20 protein-coding genes are annotated in these 20,932 nt (G+C 57.4%); 9 read left to right on the top strand and 11 right to left on the bottom strand.

What is annotated here, in order from left to right:
- Positions 1-3: 3 nt before the first annotated feature.
- From A8O29_RS09750 to A8O29_RS09720, 7 genes are all read right to left on the bottom strand, one after another.
- A complete protein-coding gene (locus A8O29_RS09750; protein ID WP_110508805.1) occupies positions 4-483 on the bottom strand; it encodes an aromatic-ring-hydroxylating dioxygenase subunit beta in 480 nt (159 codons plus the stop codon).
- Positions 483-1,796: an aromatic ring-hydroxylating oxygenase subunit alpha gene (locus A8O29_RS09745; RefSeq protein WP_125352934.1), complete on the bottom strand. Its 1,314-nt coding sequence runs from the start codon at positions 1,794-1,796 to the stop codon at positions 483-485. The genes A8O29_RS09750 and A8O29_RS09745 overlap by 1 nt, the downstream gene beginning before the upstream one ends.
- Entirely contained in the window at positions 1,786-2,328 is a 543-nt protein-coding gene (locus tag A8O29_RS09740) for a nuclear transport factor 2 family protein (RefSeq protein ID WP_125352932.1), read from the bottom strand. Before A8O29_RS09740 ends, A8O29_RS09745 begins: the two co-directional genes overlap by 11 nt.
- Before the next feature lie 11 nt (positions 2,329-2,339).
- Positions 2,340-2,699 carry an IacB protein gene (locus tag A8O29_RS09735; protein ID WP_125352930.1) on the bottom strand — a complete coding sequence of 120 codons (360 nt, stop codon included), beginning with the start codon at positions 2,697-2,699 and terminating at the stop codon, positions 2,340-2,342.
- 19 nt (positions 2,700-2,718) lie between these two features.
- Positions 2,719-3,846, bottom strand: coding sequence for an acyl-CoA dehydrogenase family protein (locus A8O29_RS09730; protein WP_125352928.1), 1,128 nt, complete (start codon positions 3,844-3,846; stop codon positions 2,719-2,721).
- A gap of 104 nt (positions 3,847-3,950) precedes the next feature.
- Positions 3,951-5,075: an amidase gene (locus A8O29_RS09725; protein WP_125352927.1), complete on the bottom strand. Its 1,125-nt coding sequence runs from the start codon at positions 5,073-5,075 to the stop codon at positions 3,951-3,953.
- Positions 5,076-5,407: 332 nt separating this feature from the next.
- Complete coding sequence (locus tag A8O29_RS09720; protein WP_174081290.1) at positions 5,408-5,881, bottom strand: MarR family winged helix-turn-helix transcriptional regulator; 474 nt, start codon at positions 5,879-5,881, stop codon at positions 5,408-5,410.
- 266 nt (positions 5,882-6,147) lie between these two features.
- Here A8O29_RS09720 and hpaX point away from each other — a divergent pair, with 266 nt between their 5' ends.
- The 6 genes from hpaX to A8O29_RS09690 all read left to right on the top strand — a co-directional run bounded on the left by hpaX (position 6,148) and on the right by A8O29_RS09690 (position 12,867).
- Positions 6,148-7,518 (top strand): 4-hydroxyphenylacetate permease, encoded by a 1,371-nt coding sequence (gene hpaX, locus A8O29_RS09715; RefSeq protein WP_125352925.1) that lies wholly within the window; start codon positions 6,148-6,150, stop codon positions 7,516-7,518.
- 31 nt (positions 7,519-7,549) lie between these two features.
- Complete coding sequence (locus A8O29_RS09710) at positions 7,550-8,530, top strand: GlxA family transcriptional regulator (RefSeq protein ID WP_125352923.1); 981 nt, start codon at positions 7,550-7,552, stop codon at positions 8,528-8,530.
- A gap of 78 nt (positions 8,531-8,608) precedes the next feature.
- Positions 8,609-9,619, top strand: a complete 1,011-nt coding sequence (gap, locus tag A8O29_RS09705; protein WP_159465434.1) for a type I glyceraldehyde-3-phosphate dehydrogenase — start codon at positions 8,609-8,611, stop codon at positions 9,617-9,619.
- Positions 9,620-9,955: 336 nt separating this feature from the next.
- Entirely contained in the window at positions 9,956-10,453 is a 498-nt protein-coding gene (locus A8O29_RS09700; protein ID WP_125352921.1) for an SH3 domain-containing protein, read from the top strand.
- A 58-nt stretch (positions 10,454-10,511) separates the two neighbouring features.
- Positions 10,512-11,462 (top strand): hypothetical protein, encoded by a 951-nt coding sequence (locus A8O29_RS09695; RefSeq protein WP_125352919.1) that lies wholly within the window; start codon positions 10,512-10,514, stop codon positions 11,460-11,462.
- A gap of 31 nt (positions 11,463-11,493) precedes the next feature.
- A complete protein-coding gene (locus A8O29_RS09690) occupies positions 11,494-12,867 on the top strand; it encodes a serine/threonine protein kinase (RefSeq protein WP_125352918.1) in 1,374 nt (457 codons plus the stop codon).
- Positions 12,868-12,998: 131 nt separating this feature from the next.
- On the opposite strand, the gene A8O29_RS09685 is transcribed toward A8O29_RS09690, so the two are convergent.
- Positions 12,999-14,330 (bottom strand): MFS transporter, encoded by a 1,332-nt coding sequence (locus tag A8O29_RS09685; RefSeq protein ID WP_125352916.1) that lies wholly within the window; start codon positions 14,328-14,330, stop codon positions 12,999-13,001.
- Positions 14,331-14,563: 233 nt separating this feature from the next.
- Entirely contained in the window at positions 14,564-15,346 is a 783-nt protein-coding gene (locus tag A8O29_RS09680) for an IclR family transcriptional regulator (RefSeq protein ID WP_125352914.1), read from the bottom strand.
- A gap of 194 nt (positions 15,347-15,540) precedes the next feature.
- Here A8O29_RS09680 and A8O29_RS09675 point away from each other — a divergent pair, with 194 nt between their 5' ends.
- Genes A8O29_RS09675 through A8O29_RS09665 form a run of 3 tightly spaced genes read left to right on the top strand, consistent with a single transcriptional unit; the run spans position 15,541 to position 18,271 of the window.
- Positions 15,541-16,266, top strand: a complete 726-nt coding sequence (locus A8O29_RS09675) for an SDR family oxidoreductase (RefSeq protein WP_125352912.1) — start codon at positions 15,541-15,543, stop codon at positions 16,264-16,266.
- 26 nt (positions 16,267-16,292) lie between these two features.
- The gene (locus A8O29_RS09670) at positions 16,293-17,150 is read left to right on the top strand and encodes a fumarylacetoacetate hydrolase family protein (RefSeq protein ID WP_125352910.1); all 858 of its coding nucleotides are present in this window, start codon (positions 16,293-16,295) and stop codon (positions 17,148-17,150) included.
- 11 nt (positions 17,151-17,161) lie between these two features.
- Complete coding sequence (locus A8O29_RS09665; protein ID WP_125352909.1) at positions 17,162-18,271, top strand: mandelate racemase/muconate lactonizing enzyme family protein; 1,110 nt, start codon at positions 17,162-17,164, stop codon at positions 18,269-18,271.
- Positions 18,272-18,329: 58 nt separating this feature from the next.
- Here the strand turns inward: A8O29_RS09665 and dbpA are convergent, their stop codons facing one another.
- Entirely contained in the window at positions 18,330-19,703 is a 1,374-nt protein-coding gene (gene dbpA, locus A8O29_RS09660) for an ATP-dependent RNA helicase DbpA (RefSeq protein WP_125352978.1), read from the bottom strand.
- 152 nt (positions 19,704-19,855) lie between these two features.
- Positions 19,856-20,908, bottom strand: a complete 1,053-nt coding sequence (locus tag A8O29_RS09655) for an S-methyl thiohydantoin desulfurase domain-containing protein (protein WP_125352907.1) — start codon at positions 20,906-20,908, stop codon at positions 19,856-19,858.
- Positions 20,909-20,932: the final 24 nt, after the last annotated feature.

Below are 20,932 nucleotides of genomic sequence, written 5' to 3'. Positions count from 1 at the left end.
TCCTTAAAGGATGTAGCCGATGCTGTGCAGCACATCGTCGCTGTTGACCAGGCGGATAACCTTTTGCTCAATCAGCCAGCTTTCGCCGTGGCGTTGCAGCTGCCAGGTAATATCCGCCGCGTAATGGCGACTGTGGCCTTTGCGGTGTTCCCACAAGGATTGCGCCCCACGGACCACAATCCGCTCGTCGCTCGCGTCGAGTACCCGAAAGCGCGACAGCGTGCGCAGGGTTCTGGCGCGCGGCGTGGTGGAAATGGACTCCCCGCTGTACAGGCGCTTCACCCGTTTTTCGCGCATGTGGTGATCGTCACAGGCGTAGTTCAGGGTGTTTTTAAAATCGGTTTCCTGCGGGTCAATCGGCACCACGTACAGGCCGTCCGGCTGCCACAGCGACAGCCAGGTCGTAAATTCGCCCTGGTCGAGCAAATCACCTTCAAGATTGACCACCGCCATCGCGGTAAACAGGGCAGAATCTGGGGTCATCATTGTTCTGTCTCCGTCATCAATTTTTTCCACTGCTGGTAGGCGGCACGCATCCCGGTTTCGGCGCTGACGTCGCTGCGCAGCCCGTCGTCGGTACGATATTCCCCCGCCAGCCCGCGGTTAAGCATGATCCACAGGTCATCGCCCGCGGTGGCCCCGCGCTGTACGCGCTCCCACGCCTCGGAGTCATCCGGCGTGCCGAAGCCCATCGGCCCCTGGAAATGTTCGTGCAAACGCAGACGCGCCTGGTTGGCTATTTCCGGCCCGCCGTCCATGGTGATCACCGCATGGTGAATTTCGGTTTCTTGTACCGACACTGGCTGCAAGACGCGGAAGAACGCCATCGAACAGGCGATGTTTGGGAAAATATTGAGGTTAAAACCGGAGCCACCAACCGCACGCACGATGCGTCGGACCTGCTCTTCGTCGTGATCGGCGCGCAGCGCATCGGCCAGCTCAGCGAAGCGTTCAGGGATCGGCGCGTCGAGATTGGCGTCTAAATCCACCAGTTCCGGGATCATCACCATCACGCTGTGACCGTTGCCCAAATCCTCAACGTAGCCGCTGCCGTCAACGAAGTTGAGCATCTCTTCGGTTTGCTTATCGACCGAGCTTAAAAACGAGCGGTGAACCACCGGGAAGTGATAGCCGTCGGTGGTGTTTTCGAGCTGAATCTTCCAGTTGCCGGGGAAGCGGAACCGGTGCGCAGGCCCGGTTTTAATCGGATATCCCGCGCCCTGCTTCATGAACAGATCCATCCATTTTTTGGCGACACCGAGGAAATCTTCCAGCGGTTCAATCTGCTCATTAAAGGTGGCGAAAATCATCCCGGCGTATTGTTCAGTGCGCAATGACACCAGCCCCAGTTCGCCTTTTTCCAGCTGATCGGCGTAGCTTTCCGGGTGCGGCACGCCACGCAGACTGCCGTCCAGGGCGTAGCCCCAGCCGTGATACGGGCAGACAAAGCTGTTGGTTTTGCCGCTGCGGTGTTCACACACCGTGGCGGCGCGGTGGCGGCAGCGGTTGAGTAAGGTATGCACCGTGCCTTTGCGGTCACGCACCACAATCACCGGCTGGGTGCCGATTTCGGTGGTCTTAAAGCTGCCGGTGTCCGGGATTTCGCTGGCGTGCGCCACCCACACCCAGGTTTTACTGAAGATACGCTCCAGTTCGAGCTGGAACAGCGCTTCCGAGGTGTACAGCGAAGTGTGTACCCGGTCAGATTTCACCAGCGCCGCAATCTCCGTACTCGTCAGCGTCGGTGGCGTCGCGGGATCGATATTCTTCACATTGATGGTGTGATCACATTGCATGTCCATTCTCCTGCACGTCTTTGTTTTTATCAGGAACCGGTAAGGCATCCGCCGCGTGCCAGTGGTCTACCGGGCGGCTGAACAGGTTGCGGGTGGTGAAATGGCGCATCACCATTTCGCCCGCCTCGCGCACAAAGTTCACGTTGAGTTCTGCGGCGTTGAGATGCGCACCGCCTGCGGTAAACGCCGAGGTTTGCAACATCAGCCAGCGGCCGCGCAGTTCACTGTTCGCCGTATGCCACAGCGCTTCGGAACAGAGGAAGTGCGCGTTCATCGCGAAATGCGCCGGTTGCCGTACGTAACCCGCCATCATTTTCACAATGGCCTCGCGCCCCACATGACGCCCGAGGCGCGTGGCGTAAGGTTCGCCGACGCCCTCCCAGCAGGCATCCACGCTGAACAATGCGCCAATCGCCTGCACCGTTTCTGCGGTGTCGAGCACATCACACAGGCGCATGTAATCGCTGATACAGACCCGCGCCGCCTGATAGTCTTCGAGCTGCTGCAACCGCAGCGCATCCTGGGCGTTCATCGTCAGCTCCGTCAGTTCTGGATAATCAGTTCACGGCCAACGCGGGCCTCGATTTTGCAGTACTTCCACAGCTTGCTGCCGCCGTCGCCGACCGGGGTGCTGCGGAACAGGTTGCAGACCGCGGCGACGTTTTCCAGACGCTCAGCGTCGGCTAACACGTAGGTGGTCCACGGCGCGGAGGTGGACGGGCCGACCATCAGCTGGTCGTCATCCATGTTGCCGATGACGGTGATGCCCGGCGTTTCATCAATGCCTTTCATCATCACGCCGAATGCGCCCCACACCTGCTTGGCTTCCGCCGGGCTGGCATCGAAAAAGTTCTGGTTCACGCCGATGCAAAACAGCACGCGTAAGGTTGTTGACTGGCTCATCTGTTGCTCCTTTCAAAAATCACAAGTAACCCGGCAGCGGTTTGCCACCAAAGAAGACCGTACCGGCATTGAGGTACGAGAGGTCGCCCATAAAGGCATGTTGGGTAATCACCATCGTGTCGCGCACGTAGCGCTGTAGCGGGCTGGTCATGGTCACGCCGCCCATGCCGTTGAGGGCCAGCGCCTGACGCGCCACGTCGGCGGAAACGCGGGTGACGTGCGTCGATGAAAGCCGCAGCGCGTTAATTTGCTCGCAGCTCGCGTCATCCCCCGCCAGCAGGCGCTGCCAGACATCGTCGATGGCGTCGTAAAACCAGGCCCGGGCGGAGCGCAATTCAGCTTCGCAGTGGGCAATTTGCATCTGCGCCTGCGGCCTGTCGGCCAGACGCGGTGCGCCGGTCACGGACTGCTGACGATGGGCGATGGCGTAGATTTCATTCAGTGCGGCGCGGGCCACGCCGAGGGCGACGACGGACAGCACCTGGGTCGCCAGCGACAACACCGGATAGCGGTACAGCGGCCCTTCCAGATTCAGCGCCCCGCCACGAATAAAGGTCCATTCATGCGGCACAAACGCGTCGTTGACCACCAGGTCATGACTGCCGGTGCCGGCGAGGCCCACGGTGTCCCACACCGGATCGATATGCACATTTTCACGCGGCAGTACCGCCATGCGTGGCAGCGCCTGCTCGCCGTCGGGCAGAATGCCGACGCCTAATACCGACGCGCCCATGCTGCCGCTGGCGAAGCTCCAGCGGCCGCTGACGCGATAGCCGCCGTCGGCCTGCTGCGCTTTTTGCGTCGGGAAAATGCCCCCGGCAAACACCACGTCCGGGCCGTCGCGATAGAGTTCTTTCAGGGTGTCCGGCGGCAGTGCGCCGAGATAGAACGGGCTCATGCCGAAGCTGGCGACCCAGCCCGCCGACCCGTCGGCGGTGGCGATTTGCTCGACCAGTTCGCAGAACGCTGCCGGGGAACATTCGTCGCCGCCGTACATTTTTGGCACCAGCGCGCGGTACACGCCCACCTGTTTGAAGCGGACGATCACGTCGTCAGAAATATGGCGCTGATGCTCAAAATCGGCGCTGCGAGTGGCAACGTCACTCAACAGCGGAACCAGCTCTTCACGAATCAGTACGGCAGACATAGCTTCCTCCGGTTTTTGTTATTTGCGGCGCGTTCAGGACGCACGAGGCCGCAATGAGTCGTACTCACTGAGTCATCAGGAAATGAAAAAACGAAATTAAGGCGTTAGTGACGTCGTCGCGAGGTCAGCCATTCGGCGGCCTGCACCAGAAAACCGTCGTGGCCTTTGGCTGCAACCAACTGGAGTGCCACCGGGCGACCGTGAAGTTCTCCCACCGGCAGCGACAGCGCCGGGTGTCCACTCAGGTTGAAGGGCCGTACCAGCCGGGTGAGATTGACCACGCTCAGCGGGTCCTGCGCCTCGCTCAGCGTCGGCGGCAGTTCCGGCAAGGTCGCCAGCGCCAGCAGCGGGGTTTGCGCCAGTAAGGCATCAAGCTGGACACTGAAATCACGGCGAATGTGTTCGGCCGCCTCGAGCGCTTCTGGGCTGACGTCTGCCCCCGAACGAATGCGGGACGCCACGTCGGTGGAGACCTGCCCGCTTGCCAGCAACGGATTCAGCGCCAGCCAGTTTTCGCGGCTGATGATCGCCAGCCCGGCGCGGTGCGCGTCGGCAAACAGCGGCAGCTCTGCATCGCGTGGCTGAACGGAATGTTGCTCGAGGAACGCCCGCAGGCAGGCATCAATTTCAGGGGTAGCCACGGAGAGGAACGACAAAGCCGGCAACGCAGACAAGGGTTCGTCGACGGGCACGCCGAGTCGGGTCATCGCCTGGCGCAGTACTGCCGCATCGCGGGTGAATACACCGACGCAGTCCAGCGAGCTTTCCGCCGGCATGACGCCTTTGCGGCTCAGGACGTCGTAACCGGGCTTGAGGCCGATAACCCCGCAGCAGGCCGCAGGCATTCGCACCGAGCCGCCGGTGTCGGTGCCGAGGGAAAAATCGACTTCGCCCGAGGCCACCACCGCCGCCGAACCGCTGGACGAGCCGCCGGGGATCACGTCAGGAAAGTGTGTGTTGAGCGGAGTCCCGCTCCAGGCATTGATGCCCGTCACGCCAAACGCCAGCTCATGCAGCGTGGTTTTGCCGGTCAGGACGCAGTTCTTGCCCAGCAGCGTGGCGACCACGCTGGCATGGCGTTCTGCAGCCGGGGCATTTTCCAGCGCCCGACAGCCTGCCCGGGTCGGGAAACCGGCCACGTCCAGGGTGTCTTTTACTGCAAACCGAAGCTCGCCCTCACCGAGGATAAACTGTTCGACAAAACCTTTGCTCACAGAAACTGGTTTCATGATTAACACCTTGACCAGAAAAAACGAATCATATTCAGGGGAGTCGTCAACGCGACCTTTTGTCCTGACTAACGTTAGGTCAATCATGGAAGATTTAGATGAAAATTCAAGTAATATTTCACGTTATTTTTACCAGCAGGCAACAATTTATTAACCTTTAAGAGTAAAAGGCTATTGCGTCAGGCTGATGAAAAATAAAACAAAAATGGCGGGGTTGGGGCAGAAAGCCGTCATACGGACAGATGACGGCATTGCTTTAAAAAACGTGGTTTTACAGGAGGTTATAAGAAATTTCTAAGCGGATCACAAATTTATCATTACGCGGTTCAGGGTCAAAGTTCGTTGAGGTTATCCAGCACTTTTGACAGCGACAGATTCATTTTTGCGACCTGACTGCTGGTCATGCCCTTGAACCCTTTTTCAAACACTTTACTGGCCTGGGCGTAGGCTTCTTCCACTTTTTGCCGCCCGAGTTCAGTGAGTATCACTTCGGTTACGCGGGCGTCACTTTCGCTACTGGCGGTGGTCACCAGACCGTCTTCACGCAGGCGGCCGACGATTTTAGTCACCGTCGGCATTTTGGCCATCGCGTATTCCGCAATCTGCGAAATGCTGGCCTTGCCGTACTGGTGCGTCACCATCAACACCCGGAAGCCAGAAACATCGAGCTGCGCTTTTTTCAGTGTAATTTCCATGATTTGCGTGTAACGCGCGTAAACATTCACGATCCAGTAGAACGGAAATTCTTCACGATGGAAGCCGGGATCGGCGGCTGTGTCCTCAGCGGTTTTTTTTATGTTACTCATGCGTTTCCTTACCAGAAAAAAGCAGCAGATAACGCGATTATACCTGCGAATCCGTGACGGCTATAGCGTCAATCCGCCACCGGATGCGGGTTTGAAGCGGGTCATAAGAAAAATGCGCGATCACCGTCGCATTATGATTCATAAATGATATATCACCTGCAATTACGTATCGTTTTTCACGTATTACATTGACGTTTCCAGTGGCTATTTTCTATACGTTTAGCCGACCTGCACACTCATACTAATAAACGCAATGTGGAGTTTTCATGACTGATACGTCTGCACAACGACCTCTGGACCCGCCGCTGGACCCGCGCCAACAGGCTGTTATCAAGAAGCTGTTCCGTCGCCTGATCGTGTTTTTATTTATCCTGTTTGTTTTCTCCTATCTCGACCGCATCAACATTGGTTTTGCCGGGCTGACGATGGGTAAAGATCTCGGTCTGACCAGCACCATGTTTGGCCTCGCCACCACCCTGTTTTATGTGATGTACGTCATCTGCGGCATTCCGAGCAATATCATGCTGAGCATCGTCGGCGCACGCCGCTGGATTGCGATGCTGATGGTGATCTGGGGCATTGCGTCTACCGCCACCATGTTCGCTACCGGGCCGAGCAGCCTGTATGTGTTACGGATGCTGGTCGGGATCGCGGAAGCCGGGTTCCTGCCGGGCCTGCTGCTGTATTTAACCTACTGGTTCCCGGCGCAATATCGCGCTCGCGCCAATGCCCTGTTTATGATTGCGATGCCGGTCACCATGGCGCTCGGGTCGCTGGCCTCGGGGTACATTTTGAACATGGACGGCCTACTGAATCTGAAGGGCTGGCAGTGGCTGTTCCTGCTGGAAGGTTTCCCGTCAGTGCTGCTGGGACTGGTGGTGTGGTTCTGGCTGGATGACAGTCCGTCGAAGGCGAAATGGCTGACCGAAGACGACAAAGCCTGTCTGAACGAGATGCTGGAAGCGGACAAAATCGCACTGCAAAAAACGCAGCTGGCCGCCAGTGCGTCGCTGTTGCCGCCGCGCAGCATGGCGCGCGAACTGTTCACCCCGGTGATCATTCTCTACACGCTGGCCTATTTTTGCCTGACCAATACTCTGAGCGCGTTGAGCGTCTGGACGCCGCTTATCCTGCGCAGTTTTAACGAAACCAGCAGCAATGTGACCATCGGCCTGCTGAGCGCCATTCCGCAGGTGTGCACCATCGTGGGGATGGTGTGGTGGAGCAAGCGTTCGGATCGGATGAACGAGCGTAAATTCCACACCCTGCTGCCGTATTTGTTTGCCGCCGCAGGCTGGATGCTGACCGCCTCCAGCACTAATCCGCTGTGGCAGTTCAGCGGCATTGTGATGGCGTCGGCGGGCGCGTTTGCGGCGATGGTCATTTTCTGGACCACGCCGGACCGCTACATTTCCCTGCGCGCTCGCGCGGTGGGCATTGCGGTGATTAACGCCACCGGGATGACCGGCGCGGCGCTCGGGCCGCTGCTGATGGGCTGGATGAAAGATGTCACCGGCAACTTCAACGCCGGGATCTTTATGGTCGCCGGATTCCTGGTGCTGGGGGCGATGATCATTGCCGTTATCCCAATGAAAAAAGCGACCCCACGCGAAGCCGCCGCGTCACTGCCAACTTGACTTAATATGTGTGAGGTGTACTTTTCAGGACATGAAGAAAATCCTGATTATCGTCCCCGACGGCGGCATGCTGTTTGAGTCCGCCGGTATTGCCGACATTCTGATGCAGGCCAACCGCCTGCATCCGGAAGGTATGGCGCAGCCTCGTTATCACGTGGCGCTCGCGACCACTCAACCGCATCAGGTGATCCACGGCCAGTCAGGGTTAAATCTGCTGGCCGATCACCGTTTGCATGAGCTGGACCCGCGCGAACCGCTGGATACCATTATCATCACCGGTCGCGGGCAAGACCCGCTCGAATCCATCGCGGTGGTCGACTGGCTGCACCTCGCGGCTCCGCACGCCCGACGCGTTGCCTCCGTGTGCGGTGGTGCGCTTTTGCTGGCGCAGGCCGGGTTGCTTGACGGCAGACGCGCCACCACCCACTGGAAATTGCTCGATACGCTGAAAGCCGAATACCCGCAGGTAAACGTCGAAGCCGGGCCGCTGTATGTTCAGGACGGCCACGTCTGGACCTCGGGCGGCGTCAGCACAGGCTTCGACCTCACGCTGGCGCTGGTCGAAGAAGATTATGGCTTCACGCTCGCCCGCGATATCGCTCAGGACATGGTGATGTACCTGCGCCGTCCCGGCGGCCAGCTCCAGTTCAGCCGCTATAACCTGAAGCAGTCCGACGGCCACGGCCCGATGAACGACCTGCTGACCTGGATCCTCGACAACATTACTGCCGACCTGTGCGTGGAAAAGCTGGCAGAAAAAGCCGCCATGAGCCCGCGAAACTTTACCCGGGTGTTTACCCGTGAGACCGGCGCGTCTCCCGCCCGCTACGTGGCCGAAGCGCGTCTGGCCGCGGCTCGTCAGCGCCTCGAACAAACCAACGATCCGCTCGAACGTATTGCCGAACAGACCGGATTTGGCAGCAGCATCAACCTGCGTCGTCTGTTTGAAAAACAATTGCACCTGACGCCGGGTGAATACCGCCAGCGCTTCCACTGTCGCAAAATGGCGTAATGTGATCCTTTTTTGTCGTTTACGCCAAAACCTTGCCCGCCTACAGTGAGACCATAGACAACAAAGAAGGAGTTGATCATGGTTAAGGTCGGTATTAATGGTTTCGGCAGGATTGGTCGCAACGTTTTACGCGCGGCGTTCGGCAACCCCAATTTACAGATTGTGGCGATCAATGATTTAACGGACAGCAAAACGCTGGCGCATTTGTTGAAATACGATTCGCTGCTCGGCACGTTCTCCGCCAGCGTTGAAGCCGTCGAGGGCGGTCTGCGGGTCGATGGCCAGACGATAACCGTGTTCAGCGAACGCGACCCGGCAAACATTCCGTGGCGTGACGTTGAGGTGGATATCGTGATTGAAGCCACCGGTTTCTTCACCGATCGTGAAAAAGCGGCGGTGCACATCCACAGCGGCGGCGCGAAGCGCGTCATCATTTCCGCGCCGGGTAAGAATGACGACTTAACGGTGGTAATGGGCGTCAACCATCAGCTGTACGATCCGCAAAAACACAGCGTGGTGAGTAACGGCAGCTGCACTACCAACGGCCTCGCCCCGGCGGCGCAGGTGTTGCACCAGCATTTCGGCATTCAGCATGGCCTGATGAACACCACCCACGCCTACACCAACAGCCAGGTTCTGCACGACCAGCCGGAGAAAGACCTGCGCGGGGCGCGCGCCGCGGCGCTGTCCATCGTGCCCTACTCCAGCGGCGCGGCAAAAGCGCTCGGCAAAGTTATCCCTGAGCTTGACGGGCGTTTGACCGGCTATTCGCTGCGTGTCCCGGTTCCGGTGGTGTCGATTGTCGACCTGACCGTCACCCTCGAGCGTGACGTTACCGCGGAAGAAGTGAATGAGGCGTTCCGTCAGGCCGCGGCATCCGGACCGCTGAAAGGCATTCTCGGCTACAGCGATGAGCCGTTAGTCTCCAGCGATTACCAGGGCGACCCGCGCTCGTCGATTATTGATGGCCTGTCGACACTGGTGATTGGTGGCAATATGGTGAAAATCCTCGCCTGGTATGACAACGAATGGGGCTTCTCCAATCGCTTAGTCGACCTCGCGCTGCTGATGGCGCAGCAGGAACGTTAATCGGCATCATCACGACTCCCGGGCAACCGGGGGTCAAATCCGGCCCCTTTCCCCCCTCACACGATCCCCACAAAATTCGCTGCTAACGCGTGCCTATGCTTATAAATCAATCCGATGTGCTAAAAATATCCGTGTAATCAGCATTGTATTGTTAAACAGGCTATGTAAAATCAGACAATCCGTGCTAAACACTTGTTAATTATTTAGTGGAATCCCGGGTCAGGATGTTGTTTGCTCGGTGACTATCTCTGTGCGTGGTCTACGCCATGAGTCATCCCTGCTCCGCATGCAGCATCTGACCATTGGGCCTAACCCCGATTTGCAGGGAACGTCAGAATGAAATTGCGAAACCTCTTGCCACTGTTGATAGTGACCGTGCTGGTCGGCTGTAAAGCCCCTGCACCAACGATGACCGACGACACGATGGTCACAAGTCAGGTCAATGGCGTCACGCTTACCCACCGTTATATCGTTGCCGTCCCGACCGAATTCACGCCGGTTAATGCCAGCTATCGCGCGCTGTACGCCGGTTCGGTCATGAATACCCCTGATTTTGGCGGTAAGGTGCTGAGTGAGCTGGAAAACGGTAAAACCTATACCGTACTCGGCAGCGTCCAGAACAACTGGCTGGCGATTGCCGAAGAAGACCAACCGGAACTGATTGGCTACGTGCCGCCGCGCGCGCTGGTCAAAAGCGAGCTGTATGCGCAGACCCTGAAAAAAGACCGCCCACGCGCCCGCAAGTCGAGCAATAAAAAAGCCACCTGCGTCAACGTGGACAGCAACAGCAAGGCATGTCAGAACGCGAACAGCGGAACCTGGATAATTAACTAATCTTTATCCTGTTCCCTCGCTTGGGTTTACCCGTTTTTGAGACGCATAAAGGAAATCTATGAAACTCTGGCTTTCAGGTGTGGCGTTGCTGCTGGCATCTTCGACCGTATGGGCAGAGAACTACCGTTTTGTACAGTCTCCTTCGCAGAAGCTGGATATCTGGATTGATAACATCAAGAGCAATTCGCCGCAGAGCTGGTGTGCGAAAGAGCTTCCGCTGCGCATTGTCGCCAACGGCGATAAATCCCCGTCGATCCTGACCGGCTTTATGCCGCGTCTCGGTACGCTGCTGGAAAGCCAGTGCTCCACCCTGCAACGCGTACACTGGCGACTCGAAGATCCACAGGGCGCGACACTGGCCTTTGGTACCGCCGACCGCGCAAGCGACTGGGATGTGAAAGTCACTCCGGTGATGGCCGACGGTCCAGTCACCGCGACGCAAACTGAGGATAAATCGGCCCCGGCAGATCGCACGCCGTGGCAGGAGTTTACCCTGCAAGATGGCTGTCGCCTGCGCACCTTCTGGGCCGCTAACGCGGGGGCTTCTGCGCTGTTTATTCCTGAAGGTCAGTGCGAAAAAGGCGGTTGGTTAAGCGGTCGCAGTGAAGTTATTCAGAGCGGTAGCGCGGGCGAAAAACGTCTGCCGATGACCTTCGTGCACGGTTTCCCGGTGAGCGGCCTGCGTGACGGTATTGATGCCGATAACCTGCTGATCACCACGCTGAACAACGAGCGCATGGTGGTCAGCAACGAACAGGCACCGCAAAGCTGGATGATCCTGCCGTACAAACCTGAGCTTAACGCGTGGGCGGCCAGCGGCACCATTGCGGTCAAAGTGCCGCGCGAAATGGCGATGGACGAAGCCAATCTGCAAAAACAGCTCAATCAGGTGCGCAAAGCCTGGGCCAGCTGGCTGGCGCCTGATAGCCCGGTCACCCTGCTGTTGATTGACTCCCTGCAAACGCAGCTGCGCGACCCGGCGGTCGGTGCATGGCGCACACAGAATTGATCTTGTCACTTTTTGAGCAGAGATCCGTAGCATGACAGATAACGATTACACACAGCGCCCGCCCGACGCTTTGCCGTCCGGTTATCGTTTTGATGAGTTTGAAATTCAGGATGTCATTGACGCCAGTAACGACAACATCGTTTATCGCGCCCTCGATCATCAGCTTGAACGCCAGGTCGCCATTCGCGAATTTCTGCCGCGTACCCTGACGGTTCGCAGTGAAACGCAGCGCCTGGTGCCGCGCAGCAAGCTGGACCAGTCGGCGTTTAGTGTCGGTCTCGACGGGTTTATTCAGGAAGCGCGTCAGCTTGCGCGGCTGAATCACCCGAACGTGGTGCAAATTCTGCGTTTCTGGACCTACAACGAAACCGCCTATGCCGCGACCCCGGTGTACAGCGGCATGACGCTGGCCGAACTTTTCCAGCATCATCCGGAACGCATTAATGAAGCGTGGATCCGCCAGATACTGCCAATGCTCTGCGGGGCGCTCGCCGCGCTGCATGAGAAAGGCTTTATCCACTGCCGCTTGTCGCTGAACAGCATTCTGATTCAGGACAACGGCCTGCCGCTGCTGCTGGAATTTGGCGCTCTGCGCCAGAGCGGGGCGGAAAGTGGCGAAGTGAATAAAACCCTGCTGCATCCGGGCTTTACGCCGCTGGAACAGTATTCTGACGATGTTGATAACCCGTCCGGGCCGTGGACCGATATTTATTCGTTGGGTGCGATTCTGTACACGCTGGTCACCGGCAATCGGCCACCTGCCAGCGTCACGCGCAGCATTCAGGACAACTGCGTTCCGCTGACGGAAAGTCGCCCGGAAGGTTATTCGCCTGAGCTGTTACAGGCTATCGACAGCACTCTGGCGCTGCGCCCGGAAGACCGTCCGCAGACCATCGCCGAATTTGCCGCGCTGGCGGGCATTAGCCTGAATGAGACTCACACCTTGCCCGCAGAGAGCCAGACCGGCTCGATGCTGATGGCGATTGACCAGGAGCCGGAGGCCGACACCGCCGCGCATCCGTGGTGGAAATCGTTCCGCACGCCGTTGCAGATTGCCGGTGGCGTCGTCGTTGGTTTGATTGCCGGCGGGCTGCTGTTTGGACAACACGGGTCGACGGAAGTCGCCTCTAAAGCGCCAATGACGGGCACCGTGACCGCTGAATCTACGGCAAAACCGGTCGCCGCCGGTACCGCGCTCGCCCGGGTGTATATTCGTGTGGATGAAGGTGACGAGCTGGAAGTGAACGGTAAGGCGCAGAAAACGCCGAACCCGGTGAATGGCTATGCCTCGGTACAGCTTTCGTCCGGCCAGTACGTGATTACGTTGCGTAACGCCAAACAGTCCCGCAGCGTCAGTATCACCGTCGATAAGCCCGGTACCTGGTTGTTAAACCCGCAGGCGTAACCCCTTCCTTTGCAACGCCCGGCGGCGCAAGCTTGCCGGGCCTACAAAATTCATAAAATCGAAACGTTATTGGAATGCCTTACGGCGGATAAACGGTCTGCGCGGGCAAGGCGCGACGAATATTGCCCGGATTACCCTTCGACCACGTTCCGCGATGACGTCGCCGATTGTGCCTGTTTTGCCGATTGCATCGACACCAGCTTGTAGACGGCAAATGCGCTCAATGCGCAGCATACCCCGAGGAACACCGCCACGTAGGTTGGTTTCCCGCCAGCCATTTCAACCAGGAAGGCGCTGATCAGTGGTGTCGGTCCGGCCACCAGCATTCCGTTCATTTCACGCGCCACACTTATTCCGGAATAACGGTATTGCGTCGGGAAGACCCGGGCCAGCAGAAGCCCTTGCGGTCCGGCCATGGCGCCGTAGCTGATGATAAACGCCACCGACATGCCGAGAGTGATAATCAGCAAATTGCCACTGTCGATAAACATGAATAACGGGAAAGCATAGACCACGGTAAACAGCGCGGCAGCGGCATAAATCTTAGCCGGATTATATTTATCCGCCAGCCAGCCCATGATGGGCGCACTGATAACCGCACACCAGGCCGAAATAAACAGCGCGCTCAGTGCGGTAGTTTTCGGTAGATGCAAGGTGTTGGTCATGTAACTGATGCTGAAGGCACTCAGAATATAGACGTTGGCGTTGTGACCCGACATCATCAGGAAGCTCCAGAACAACTCACGTGGATAGCGGGTCAGGACCACTTTCAATGGCAGCTTATGCGCTTTCTTCTCCTGCTCCGCCTGTTTCATGGCCTGAACATATTCCGGCGTTTCATCCAGATGACGGCGGATGTATATGGCGATCACGAACAGCACCGCCGACGAAATAAACGGCACACGCCAGCCCCAGCTGATCATCATATCCGCAGGCATCAAGGACACGCCCCAGAAAGCCAGACTGGCAAAGATAATCCCAATCACCGTGGCTGATTGCAGCAGCGCGGTATAAAACCCACGCAGATGCTTCGGCGAGTATTCATACAGCAGCGTCAGCGCCCCGGCATATTCTGCTCCGGCACCAAATCCCTGCGCCATACGCATGACAACCAGCAGCACAGGCGCCATCAGTCCTATCTCCTGGTAGCCAGGCAGCAATCCAATAGCCACCGTCCCGATGCCCATTAAGGTAATGGAAAACACCAGCGCAGGCTTACGCCCATAGCGATCACCGATATGGGAAATGACCATGCCACCCAGCGGACGAACAAAAAAGCCTACTGCGAATGTGGCAAAGGCTGCCAGCACGCCAGCAACCGCCGAAAGATCGGGGAAGAAGATTTTATTTATGATTAATCCTGCGGCGGCGCCGTACAACGCGTAGTCGAACCACTCAATGATGGTTCCGACGACTGACGCCGTAACAGCCTTTCTTAACCCTGGTGTTGGTTTTTGCTGCATGGTCTTCTCCTGTACAGAGGCAGATGTTGCCAAGCATTACGTTATTGTTGTGTTCTCTTTGTGTTATTGAAATGTATTTGCAGTTGAGTGATTATTCAAAAGTAAATTTTAGATTTATATATGAAGATCACATTCGAACCCCTTCCGCATCAACAAAGAGGGAGCTGCTTCGCAAAATCAGGAGAAAAAATAAGCGGCCAGAGTAGCCGCTTAGGAGAGAGCCTCAGCGCAGACTACGCATCTACGCCGCCGCTACGAATGTTTTCTGCGGTGGTGAACAGCAGTTGAAGTACCGCATCACAGGAAGGATTGTTCATATGATCCAGATGCTTAACCCACGGGCACGCCAGTGCCGCTATGGCCTGTCCACCGCTGTTTAACAAGGGTACGGCGATGTTGTACACGCCTTCGACCTGCTGACTCGGCATAATTTCATACCCCTGCTCGCGGATTTCGGCCAGCTTGTTAACCATCGCCTCGCTGAGAGTGCCATCCGATTGTTCGCTCTGTTGCAGCATAAATTGCTGATCCTGTGGGGAAGCAAACGCCAACAGGACATGCCCCGAGCTGGAATCTCTCACCGCGAAACGTGCCCCAACCCGAATACCAAAACCCCAGTATCCCGGGGCATCGACCTGGGCGATGGCCGTCAGCCCGCCGCGTTCATACAACGCAATGTGACAGCCCTGCTGGGCCGCTTCGGCGAAAGTGCGCAGATGAGGAATTGACTGAGCCACCAGTCGCCGCATCGGGGACTGACGATGCGCTAGCTCGAACAGCTTCAGGGAAAGCTGGTACTGATCGACGCTGGTGCGCACCACATAACCGCGCTTCACCAGTCTGTCGAGCATGCGGTAAATTTCATTGGGCTTGCGTTCTAACGCAGCGGCGATTTCTGCCTGCGAAAGCCCTTCTTCCAGTTCTGCCAGCTTCTCAAGAATATCCAGACCTTTGTCCAGCGCCGGTGCGCGATAGCGATCCTCGGCCGATTCCACTTCAGGCTTGTTTTCCGCCATACCTTCCTCATGCCTGTGCGTTAGTAACACGTTGTTTTTCGTCGTGACATCTTAGCACTTCTGCGGCATTTGCCATGAAAGGTGCGCAAGATGAAATGTGACGCGCATATATAAATTATAAATTCATATTTGAATTAAACAGCCATGTGTTTACAGTGTATTAACAAACCGCTTGCTGACCACCGGAGAAAAACATGACGCAGCAGAAGACCGTTTTGATCACTGCCGCCGCGCAAGGTATTGGCCACACCACCGCCCTCAGGATGGCAAAAGCCGGATTTAAGGTGATTGCCACCGATATCAATGAAGAAAAACTGGAAGCGCTGTCGTGGGTAGATAACATCCGCACCGCACGTCTCGACGTGACCAATGCGGCAGAAATTCACGATTTCATCGCCAGACAAACCGCTATTGATGTGCTGTTCAACTGCGCGGGAATTGTTCATAGCGGCGATGTACTGACCGTCAGCGATGAACACTTAAATCAGGCCTGGCAGCTTAATGTGATGTCGCAGGTTCACCTGATTCAGGCGGTTCTGCCGGGAATGTTAGCGCGTCGTGACGGCTGCATTATCAATATGTCTTCGGTGGCCTCGAGCGTGAAAAGCGTGCCGAACCGCTGTGCGTACAGCGTCAGTAAAGCGGCGGTCATTGGTCTGACAAAATCAGTTGCGGCGGACTACATCACCCAGGGCGTTCGCTGCAACGCCATCTGCCCAGGCACGGTTGAAACGCCGTCACTCCAGCAGCGTCTCAGCGATACCGGTGATTACGATGCGGCGCGCGCTGACTTCATTCGCCGCCAGCCGATGGGACGCATTGGCAAACCGGACGAAATCGCCGATCTGGTGCTGTATCTCAGCAATGCCACTTTCACCACCGGACACATTCATAATATCGATGGCGGCTGGTCTGCCTGAGATTTTCATGCTCAAAGGAGCCTGTTATGCGCTTACTTCGCTTTGGTCAGCCGGGTCAGGAACGTCCCGGACTTCTCGACGGTCAGGGAAACATTCGTGACCTTTCCGCGTGGATTGACGACATCAGTGCCGATACGCTGTCACCCGAAATGCTTGCCCGTCTGGCCTCGCTTTCACCGGATGAACTGCCGTTGGTGGAAGGTAATCCGCGCCTCGGTTCCTGCGTCGGCGGCAGCCGCAAGTTTATCTGTGTTGGCCTGAACTATTCCGATCACGCGGCAGAAACCAATGCCGTGGTTCCTCCCGAACCCATTCTGTTTATGAAATCCCCTCACGCTATCGTTGGACCAAACGACGAGGTGGAGATCCCGCGCGGTTCACAGAAAACGGACTGGGAAGTGGAGCTGGGGGTCGTCATTGGGAAAAAGGCAAAATACGTCAGCGAGGCCGAGGCCATGGAACATATCGCCGGTTACTGCGTGATCAACGATTTGTCCGAACGCGCATTTCAGATTGAACGCCAGGGTCAGTGGGTAAAAGGCAAAAGCTGCGACACCTTCGGCCCAACCGGTCCGTGGCTGGTGACGCAAGATGAAATCCCCGACCCGCAAAATCTCAACATGTGGCTTGAGGTGGACGGTCATCGCTATCAGCAAGGTTCCACGGCAACCATGGTGTATGGCGTGCGCTACCTAATTGCCTACATTTCACAATTTATGACGCTGTATCCCGGCGACATTATTTCAACCGGTACGCCGCCCGGCGTTGGCATGGGGCAGACGCCTCCCGTGTATCTGAAGCCCGGCCAGACCCTGCGTCTTGGCATTGAAGGGCTGGGTGAACAGCAGCAGCTGACCCGCGCCGAATCTGGCTCAACACAGTAAGGAAATCTGTCATGGCAGTCATTACATCAGTTGAAGTCTTTATGGTGATGCTGGAGCCAAAAGTTCGGCGTGAAGATGCTATCCAGGCGTTTGTGTGCCAGGAAACACCGTTTGTCCGTATTACCGATTCCGACGGCGCGCAAGGGCTGGGTTACAGCTATACCATCGGCACCGGCGGCCCTGCAGTTCTGTCACTGCTGGAGAAAACGCTGGCACCCGCCCTTCTCGGCAAAGAGGCAGACGCGATTGAACAGCGCTGGCGCGAATTGCTTTTTCTGACCCATGCCACCTCTGTCGGGGCGATAACCTCGCTGGCGCTGGCAACTATCGATACCGCGCTGTGGGATCTGCGCTGCAAACGGAGCAATCAACCGCTGTGGATCGCCGCTGGCGGTGCACAGTCGCGTATCCCGCTTTATAACACCGAAGGCGGCTGGCTCAATTTATCTACCAGTGAACTGGTTGAAAATGCGCTGGAATGTCAGGCAAACGGCTTTGCCGCCACTAAAATGAAAGTCGGCCTGTCGATTAAAGACGATATGTCTCGTCTTCGCGCCGTACGCGAGGCGGTGGGCGATAATTTCGAGATTTTCACCGATGCCAATCAGGCCTTCCGGGTCGATGAAGCCATTCGTCGGGCGCATCATTATGAAGAACTTGATATCGGCTGGCTGGAAGAACCCCTCCCCGCCGACGATTTACAGGGGCATATTCGCCTGAGCCAGCAGACCAGCGTGCCCATCGCCGTCGGGGAGAGTATCTACAGCGCCCTGCACTTCCGCGAGTATCTGCAGCAGAATGCCTGCTCTGTGGTGCAGGTCGACGTGGCGCGCATCGGCGGCATTACGCCCTGGCTGAAAGTCGCGCATTTGGCTGAGTGTTTTAATATCGTGGTTTGTCCGCATTTCCTGATGGAACTCCACGTTTCGCTGTGTGCAGCAGTACCAAACGCCCGCTGGCTGGAATATATTCCTCAGCTTGATACGCTGACCCATCAGCCGATGCAAGTGGAAAACGGTTATGGGTTACCGCCGTCCTCCCCAGGGCTGGGTATTGACTGGGATCTTCGCGCCCTTGAGCGCCACACGCTGCCAGGCAGTTATCAACGTCTGACTCGCTGACCCCGAAGACAGGGTTAAAAAAACCACGCCGAAGCGTGGTTTTTTCACTGGCAGGCGGTTACTTAAACAACCGCACCTTCACCGATTTGCCTTTAATTTTGCCCTGTTGGAGCTGTTTCCAGGCATGGCGGGCCACACTCTGTTTCACTGCGACAAACGCGTGGATTGGGTGAATATCGATTTTGCCGATATCTGCACCGTCGAGGCCCATATCACCGGTCAACGCCCCAAGAATATCGCCCGGACGCATTTTGGCTTTTTTACCGCCATCGATGCACAACGTCGCCATGGTGGCTTCCAGCGGGGTGATGGTGACGCTGGTCGGTGCCTGCTGCCAGTGCACCTTCATGTTCAGCATCTCTTCCAGCGCGGCGGCACGCTGGCCTTCATCCGGCGCACAGAAGCTGATCGCCAGCCCGCTCTGCCCGGCGCGCGCGGTACGACCGATGCGGTGCACATGCACTTCCGGGTCCCACGCCAGCTCGAAGTTAATCACCATTTCCAGCGCTTTGATGTCCAGCCCGCGAGCGGCAACGTCAGTCGCCACCAGCACACGGCTGCTGCCGTTGGCAAAACGCACCAGCGTCTGATCGCGGTCGCGCTGTTCCATGTCGCCATGCAGGGCCAGCACGCTTTGGTTGCTTTCGCTTAATGCGTCGCACACCGCCTGGCAATCTTTTTTGGTGTTACAGAACACCACGCAGGACGCTGGCTGATGTTTGCTCAGCAGCTTTTGCAGCAGGCTGATTTTGCCGTTGCGTGACACTTCATAGAACTGTTGTTCAACGGCGGGCAGTTCGTCGACGGTGCCAATTTCCACCGTCAGCGGCTCGTGCTGAATACGGGTACTGATGGCGGCAATCGCGCTCGGCCAAGTGGCGGAGAACAGCAGCGTCTGGCGTTTGGCCGGCGCGTGGCTGATGACTTCGTCGATAGCCTCGGCGAAGCCCATATCCAGCATACGGTCAGCTTCATCCAGCACCAGCGTTTGCAGGGCTTCGAGGCTGACAGTCTCTTTTTTCAGGTGATCGAGCAGACGGCCAGGCGTCGCCACAATGATATGTGGGGCATGGATCAGGGAGTCGCGCTGAACGCTGAACGGCAGGCCGCCGCACAGGGTCAACACTTTGATATTCGGCATGTAGCGTGCCAGACGACGCAGCTCTTTGGCGACCTGGTCAGCCAGCTCGCGCGTGGGGCACAGCACCAGCGACTGAGTAATAAACTGGCTGGCATCAATGTGTTGCAGCACACCCAGACCAAACGCTGCCGTTTTGCCGCTGCCGGTTTTCGCCTGAGCGCGGACGTCTTTCCCCGCAAGAATGGCCGGTAACGCCGCCGCCTGCACCGGGGTCATGTTCAGATAGCCCAGCTCATTGAGGTTCTCGAGTTGTTCTGCAGGAAGCGCGTTTAATTCAGCAAAAGAGGTCACGGTCATTATTCCGGTAAAGATATCGGTATCAGCCTGTGGCTGACGTACAGGGGCGTAATCATACCATTGCTGAGGGTCACGGCGGGAGTTTTTCGGGCGGGAAATGACAGCTCCCCGCCCGGGGGTAATCTCTTCTGCGCGGATAAGCTGAATTAGCTGACGGGGGCGAACTCGCAGTTGAGCAGGGCTTCAAGCGGGCGATACAGCTCTGGCATAAACATCGTGCGCGACAGCAGCAGTTGGTCAGCCGGAATGCGGACCACCTGGAGGGCCATGCCTTCACGCACATGCGCAGAAACAACCGGCTTGCCCTGACCATCGAAGGTCATCAGCAAATCTGGGAAACGCGCGCCGAGCTGATCGTTTTGCTCAATCAGCATGTATTCATTAATAAAGCGCAGCGTGGTTTCCATCCCATCATCGAGGGTTATGAAGCCTACATCCAGCCCCCCTTGCTGCTCGCACTGATAGCGGGAAACCGTCCCGCGTGCCACTTCGCGCCCTTGCAGCAGCGACAGCACGCCATCTACGCCGTGATCCAGCCAGGCACGTCCCACGCGGATGGCCTGGCTAATCGCCCCGGGGGCACCGTGCTGACAGGCATAACTCACGGGGACAGGGTTACGGGCTACGGCGACCATTCCGCCCGCTTCGACGGACGCGCGACGGACAATGCCAGCCACTTGCTCCAGCCCGCCTTGCGATACCCCTTCCACGTAGCGCTCCGCCGCACCACCCGCCCACGCCTGATACGAGCGGAAATTCGCGTCGGCGTGCAGCCCCAGTGATCCCATGGTTCCGGTGGGATGTGCGCGCCCATTGCAGGCGAGGTCAATCAGCGGCAGGCCACACATCGCCGCATGGAACCAACCATTGACCGTAGCTTCTGCGCCGTTTTCATTGGTATTGAGTGCCACCAGAGTTTGCCCTGATGGAAGCGCATTACGCAGTAATTCAATGCTGCGCATGAGATGAGCCGGTTTCAGGCAAGGGTTGGGCGCGGCCGGCGCCCCCACCAGCGCCACCGTAGCGGTCAAATCGTCGGCGGCAAACTCATCCGCACTCCACAAATTGACATCGCCCACGCTGAGCGCCAGCTGCGCGGCTTTTTCACCCGCTGCCAGCAGCCCACCGCCGCCACCGCCGAGAATGGCCCCGCCCCAAATAGCCGCCTGGATATCATCTGTGGTCAGTTTACGTTTCATGGTTCTGTTCCCTGTGCTGAAAAG

Source organism: Scandinavium goeteborgense, assembly GCF_003935895.2.
GTDB lineage: Bacteria > Pseudomonadota > Gammaproteobacteria > Enterobacterales > Enterobacteriaceae > Scandinavium > Scandinavium goeteborgense.
This window is presented reverse-complemented; position numbering and strand designations above follow the sequence as displayed.